At 69.7% G+C, this 5,799-nt stretch carries 6 protein-coding genes and 1 pseudogene; all 7 read right to left on the bottom strand.

Annotated features, from left to right (window positions below):
* Positions 1-101: 101 nt before the first annotated feature.
* Positions 102-272, bottom strand: a complete 171-nt coding sequence (locus tag D471_RS41015) for a hypothetical protein (protein WP_017601696.1) — start codon at positions 270-272, stop codon at positions 102-104.
* A 1-nt stretch (position 273) separates the two neighbouring features.
* A complete protein-coding gene (locus tag D471_RS0128040; RefSeq protein ID WP_017601695.1) occupies positions 274-489 on the bottom strand; it encodes a heavy-metal-associated domain-containing protein in 216 nt (71 codons plus the stop codon).
* Between the two features lie 710 nt (positions 490-1,199).
* Positions 1,200-1,799: a GNAT family N-acetyltransferase gene (locus D471_RS0128035; protein ID WP_017601694.1), complete on the bottom strand. Its 600-nt coding sequence runs from the start codon at positions 1,797-1,799 to the stop codon at positions 1,200-1,202.
* Between the two features lie 244 nt (positions 1,800-2,043).
* Positions 2,044-3,543 (bottom strand): alanine/glycine:cation symporter family protein, encoded by a 1,500-nt coding sequence (locus D471_RS0128030; RefSeq protein WP_017601693.1) that lies wholly within the window; start codon positions 3,541-3,543, stop codon positions 2,044-2,046.
* 226 nt (positions 3,544-3,769) lie between these two features.
* Positions 3,770-4,057 (bottom strand): GNAT family N-acetyltransferase, encoded by a 288-nt coding sequence (locus D471_RS0128025; protein WP_017601692.1) that lies wholly within the window; start codon positions 4,055-4,057, stop codon positions 3,770-3,772.
* A 164-nt stretch (positions 4,058-4,221) separates the two neighbouring features.
* Complete coding sequence (locus tag D471_RS0128020) at positions 4,222-5,160, bottom strand: DUF5996 family protein (protein ID WP_017601691.1); 939 nt, start codon at positions 5,158-5,160, stop codon at positions 4,222-4,224.
* A 387-nt stretch (positions 5,161-5,547) separates the two neighbouring features.
* Positions 5,548-5,799, bottom strand: a pseudogene (locus tag D471_RS0128010) (rRNA methyltransferase); the annotation flags it as partial.

Below are 5,799 nucleotides of genomic sequence, written 5' to 3'. Positions count from 1 at the left end.
TGCAGAACCCTGTCGGCGCCCGAACAGTGCTTGCCTTGGGCCTCCGCCTCGCCTCGGCCCGGGTTCAGGCGCCCCTCGGGCGACCGTTCCACGAACAGGCCCTAGTGGTCCTCGTGGACCGCTCCGCCGTGCGGGTCCTCCGCCGTGCTCCCGGCCTGGCCGATGACACTGTCGGGGAGGAGGGGGCCGGCCAGGGAGCCGACCCCGAACATCGCGGCGAACACGGCCACGAGCCCGAGAGCGAAGAGTCCGAGCCTCGTGGTCACGTTCATGTCAGTTCCGCACCTCGTAACCGGCCTCGTCGATGGCGGCGCGGACCGCGGCGTCCTCGACCGGGCCCTCACTGGTGACGGTCACCTTCCGGGTCTCCAGGTCGACCTTGACGTCGGAGACGTTCGCGACCTCGGTGACCTCCTTGGTGATGGCGTTGACGCAGTGGCCGCAGCTCATGCCGTCGACCTCGTAAACAGCGGTGGTCATGGTGGCCATGTCGCCTCCTGAGTACGTGTGTACCTCAGCGACCCGATGCCGGGCCGCTCCATCTGGAAGCAACTATACCCCCTAGGGGTATTGACCCGTCAAGCGCCCCGACACGCCTGACGACCCCATGTCCGAGATTACCCCAGGGGGGTACAAACGCACGGCGAAGCAGCGCGCGCTCCGGCAGAAAACGTACGCCTGGAACCCCACCCGGCGCGCACACGACCACCCAGGTCAGCCCAGGCCGACCGCGCCACGACGACCGCCCGCCGCACCGGGACCGCAGCCCGACGCCACGACCGCGCCCACCGGAGGTCGTCACTCACCACGCGCGCCACGACCGCGCCACGGGAACGTCGCCCAGCACACGATGACCGCACCACACACGTTGTCCACAGGCGCACCAGCCGCCCTGGCGCGACCACCCCGCCGCACGGTCTACTCGATATACGGGGGCGCCACAGCTCCGACCGCCTCGTGCTGCCCGCACACCGCTCCCCGCGCCGCCCTCCCCGGCGGTTGCGACCGATTGCCGCCAGCACGCCATCAGCCGTCATCGAACGGCCGATCGCCGTCGGGGTCTTCGAGGAGCCGACCGACCGCGGCGGCCTTCGGCCCTACGCGCCCCAGATACCCTCCCCCGGTTTCCGGGCGCCTTCCTCAGCGGTGTTTCGGACAGCTCGGTCTCCCCGATTCGGCGCCGTCCGCGCCGCCCCGCCTCAGTCCGCCTTCAGCGCCAACCGGGCCACCACCCGCTCGCTGGCGTGGTGCGGGGCGAGCGAGAACCCCGCCCGCTGGAACATCTCCACGGTCCCCGTGTACACCTCCGCGCTGGGCGCCCGGCCACCCACCGTGTCCACGGGGTAGGCCTCCAGCACCCGGGCGCCGCTCGCCCTGGCGTACTCGATGGCGCCGTCGAGCAGGCGGCTGCCGAGACCCCGGCGCCGCCGCCTCGGCGGCAGCCAGAAGCAGACCAGCGCCCACACACCTGGTTCGCCCGGATCCGCCGGACGCAGGGACCGCGACCGCGACAACCGGATGTAGTCCTCCCGGGGCGCCACCGACACCCACCCGCACGGCCCGTCGCCGTCGTAGGCGATCAGACCTGGGACACGGCCCTCCAGGGTCAGCCGCCGCAGCTCCTCCTTGTTGTCCACCCCTCGCTGGGAGCGCTCACACGAGGTGCTCGCCGTGTGGTCCTTCGCGCGTCTGCGGAAGAACGTGCACCAACAGTGCCCGTAGGCTCCGGTCGGTCCGAACAGGTTCTCCAGGTCCGTCCACCTCTCGGCGGTGGCGGGCTCGATTGAGACGATGGACATCCGACTCCCTCGGCGAGACACACGGGCGCCACAACTGTGATGCAGAACACTAGCGCCTCGGCTTCGTGACCGAAAGAACACGGATGCCCGTAAACAAGGGGCTTTCCGGACTTCGTTGGAATTCTCCTGGTTTGCCGTACCCGCGCACCCAACGCACGCGAGGGGGCGGCGACCCGGCCGTCGACCCGGTCACCGCCCCCGCCCCACGGGGCCGCCGCCCCCGCCCGGACTCGGTCCGAACGGTTCAGGCCGGGCTCTGCTTCCGGACACCGGAGACGACTTCCTCCTCCGACTCCCAGCACTCGACCCCGCGCAGCTCCGGCATCCGGTCCCGGGTGAACACGGGGTCCCGTCCCTCCCGACGCTGCTGGTTGTAGTCCTTGAGCAGGCGGAACGCGATCAGCGCCAGCGGCGTGACGGCCAGCAGGTTGATCAACGCCATGGAACCCATGGTCGTGTCGGCCAGCGTCCAGACCAGGTCGATCGAGCCCAGCGAACCCAGGAAGGTCGCCAGCAGGAACACGACCTTGTACCCGACCAGCACGCCCCGGTTGTCGGTCAGGTACTCGATGTTGGACTCACCGTAGTAGTAGTTGCCGAGCACCGACGTGAACGCGACCAGCAGGATGATCACGGTCATCAGGTGCAGCGCCCACGGGCCCAGCGACGTCATGACCGCGTGCTGCGCCAGGTCGCCCTCGATCTCCCCACCGACCTGGTCGCCCGCGGCGAGCAGGATGATGAAGGCGGTGACCGTGCACAGCACCAGGGTGTCGAAGTAGACGCCGAGCGTCTGCACGAGCCCTTGCTTGACCGGGTGCGTCACGGAGGCGCTGGCCGCCGCGACCGGCGCCGACCCCAGACCGGCCTCGTTGGAGAACATGCCCCGGCGCACACCCTGGATGATCACGGTGCCGAGCGTGGCCGCCCCGAACTCCCGCAGACCGAAGGCGTGCTCGAAGATCGTCGTGAAGACGGCGGGGATCGCCTGGTAGTTCATGGCCATGATGACCAGGCCGATGACGACGTACAACGCCGCGAACGACGGGATCAGCGCCTGGGCGGTGTGCGCGATCCGACGGACGCCGCCGAAGATCACCAGGCCGGTGGCCACGACGAGCACGACGCCGACCGCGGCCGACAGCCACATGCCGGAGCCGGTGCCCAGGACGTCGGAGGAGTTGTTCACCGCGCCGGCGATGGTGTTGCTCTGCACCGCGTTGAACACCATCGGGAAGGTCAGGATGAGGATGACCGCGAACAGGACCCCCATCCACCGCTGGCCGAGCCCGCGCTCCATGTAGTACGCGGGGCCGCCCCGGTACCCGGACCGGTCGCGGACCTTGTAGAGCTGCGCGAGCGTGGCCTCCACGAAGCTGGCGCCGCCGACCACCGTCGCCATCAGCCACATCCAGAACACCGCGCCGGGGCCGCCGAGCGCGATGGCGACGGACACGCCGACGATGTTCCCGGTGCCGACACGCGCCGCCGCCGAGATCATGAACGCCTGCAGTGAGGACACGGCCTTCTTGCCGTCGGGCGCCGTCTCGGGCTTGCTCCTCAGCACCCGGAACATCTCGGGCAGCATCCGGAGCTGGACCACGCCGGACCCGAAGGTGAAGTACAGGCTGACGACGACCAGGAGCGGGATCACGCCCCAGGCCCAGAGGATGTCGTTGTTGAAGTCCCCGATGGCGCCGGTGACGCGTTCGTTGAGGGTGGGGGATGCGTCTGCGACTAACACGACGGGTGAGCTCCTTCGCTCCGGGGATAACGGGCAACCGGAGCCGTATACCCCCGAAGTAGGACCCTTCACCCATGGGCTCACATCTTCGCTGGAAGGTGATTCTTCCGTTACGCGAAAGTTCGACCGCCCCGTGATTGGGGAGAACACCCGGTGGAGACGCCGGAGAACCCCGTCTCGAACGGGGTGGACGCCTCGGGCCGCAACACCGGGGAGGGTCGCCCGCTCAGGCCCGCTGGACCAGGTCCCCGTAGGTCGGGTGCCGCTTCAGGAACGCCTGGACGAACGGGCAGATCGGCACGACCTTCAGATCGCGGGCGCGGATGTCGTCGAGGGACTCGCGCACGAGCGTGCTGGCCACGCCCTGGCCCTCGAAGGAGGAGTCCACCTCCACGTGGGGCAGGGCGAGCACCCCCTCCTCGATGAGGTGGTAGGCGGAGAAACCCACCACCCGTCCGTCGGTGCTCACCTCGTATCTCGACCGCTCAGGCGCGTCGATGACGGTCAGGTCCATGCCACTCCCCCGCTCCGGGTGCCCTCCGCGGGCGCTGTGCGCGCGTTCCGCTTCCGGGGCCACATTCCCCCAGAAACTCCGCACACACCAAAGAACGGGTCAAAACGTCGAGGTGTTCCCGTTCCGGAGTACCCGGCACCCTCCGACGGCGGCGGCGACGCCCCTCAGTGACGCGCCCGGTACGGATCGGTGATCCCGCCGGGGCACGCCAGCGCGTCGATGTCCCACCCGGCCAGCTCCGCCCCCGCCCGGTAGGCGCTCTCCAGGAACTCCAGGACGGTGGCCTGCGGGTTCGGCGCCTTGCGCGCGTCGGAGTACCGCAGCAGTGCCAGGTGTCCGTGGCCGCTGTCCACCCACTCCGCCGTCGTGGGCGCGAGCTGCCGTTCGGTGAGCCCTCGGGGCTCGGGAGCGGTGTAGGAGTAGAAGCACGGTTCGGGGATGTTGTCGTCACCGAACCAGAACCCGAAGCTCACGACCTCCCGCGAGTAGGCCTCGCGGATCAGTTCACCCGCCTCCCTCGGCTGCGGCACCGGATGCGGGGAGAAGCGCGTGACCGCGAGGTCGAACGTGTGCCAGAAGTGGTGCACGGGGCTGGTCTTGCCGGAGAACCCGGACGAGAACTCCTCCAGGACGAGGTTGACCTGGCTGAGGATCTGCCAGTACCGCGTGGCGTGCTCGGGCACGTAGACGGCGTGCTCGTGGTCCTCCACGAACGGCCGCCCGGCGTCGGGCAGGTCGAAGGGGTGCGCCTCCGGGATGCTCCCGTCCACGCCCAGACTGTCCAGCGCGGACTGGAATCGCAGGTAGAACGAGGCGACACTGTTGCCCTGGAGCGGGAAGGACACCCGCGCACCGTCGATGTTCGACGCGACCAGCTGGTGACGGACGAAGTCGAAGTCGACGGTGAAGACGGGGTTCCCGTCCACCATCCCCATCGGACGCGACGTGATCCCGGTACCGGTCAGGTGGAAGGGCACATGCCACCAGTGGTTGCGGCGAGGGCTGTGGCGCAGGCGCGTCTTGCCGACGATCTGCTCGAAGCGGTGCAGTGTCTGCTTCGTGTCGTACCACGTGTCGAGTGGGAAGGGCGGGAACAGCTCCATGGTGCGAGGTCTCCTGGATGATGCCTTCTGGACTGGGCGACGGTGCGGGCTCGCGCGCTCACCTCGGCCTGTGCGGGTATCCGTGCCGACCGAAGGTGGGGCGGTCCGGTACGACCGCCGGGTAGTCGTCCATCCGGGCGAGGGCGGTTCCGTCCTCGGCCGGCACCTCCCGGGAGCACGGTCCGACACGGTTCACCCCGTGGGCCGGACGCACCGGACGTCCCCAGAAGACTCCGCCCTCGCCTCGTGCCGTCATGAGGACACCCCCCGTTCGCCACTGCCTGGCTCGACGGGACCCACCCTGGCACCCGCCACGTTCCGTAACTGAATATGCCTGATCCGGCACGGATGTCACGTTTCCCACTCCGGCGCGGGTGACAATCGGTTTCAGACGGAGGGGGCCGGGGCCACGTCGCGGGCGCGGACGAGGACCGCCGAGCGGTTGCCGACCCGCACGCGTTCGAGGGCCCGCACGCCCTCGGGCAGGGCGATCCGCCGCGTGCGCGCCGTGACGACCATGACCGCCCGCTCTGGCAGGGCACGGCCGAGCGAGGCCAGCAGAGCGCCCACGGGGTCCCGCCCCGGCACGGCGCCGGACCACCTGGTCATCTCCCCGTAGGGCACGTCCGTCACCACGAG

The sequence above is a fragment of the Nocardiopsis lucentensis DSM 44048 genome, from assembly GCF_000341125.1.
GTDB classification, from domain to species: domain Bacteria; phylum Actinomycetota; class Actinomycetes; order Streptosporangiales; family Streptosporangiaceae; genus Nocardiopsis; species Nocardiopsis lucentensis.
Note: the sequence above shows the minus strand (reverse complement) of the source record. Positions and strands in the feature narration are given on the sequence as shown.

Bases quoted from the DNA above. Each gene is read 5' to 3' on its own strand.
- D471_RS0128025 (WP_017601692.1), bottom strand. From the start codon at position 4,057: ATGGACCTGACCGTCATCGACGCGCCTGAGCGGTCGAGATACGAGGTG.
- D471_RS0128040 (WP_017601695.1), bottom strand. From the start codon at position 489: ATGGCCACCATGACCACCGCTGTTTACGAGGTCGACGGCATGAGCTGC.
- D471_RS0128035 (WP_017601694.1), bottom strand. From the start codon at position 1,799: ATGTCCATCGTCTCAATCGAGCCCGCCACCGCCGAGAGGTGGACGGAC.
- D471_RS41015 (WP_017601696.1), bottom strand. From the start codon at position 272: ATGAACGTGACCACGAGGCTCGGACTCTTCGCTCTCGGGCTCGTGGCC.
- D471_RS0128020 (WP_017601691.1), bottom strand. From the start codon at position 5,160: ATGGAGCTGTTCCCGCCCTTCCCACTCGACACGTGGTACGACACGAAG.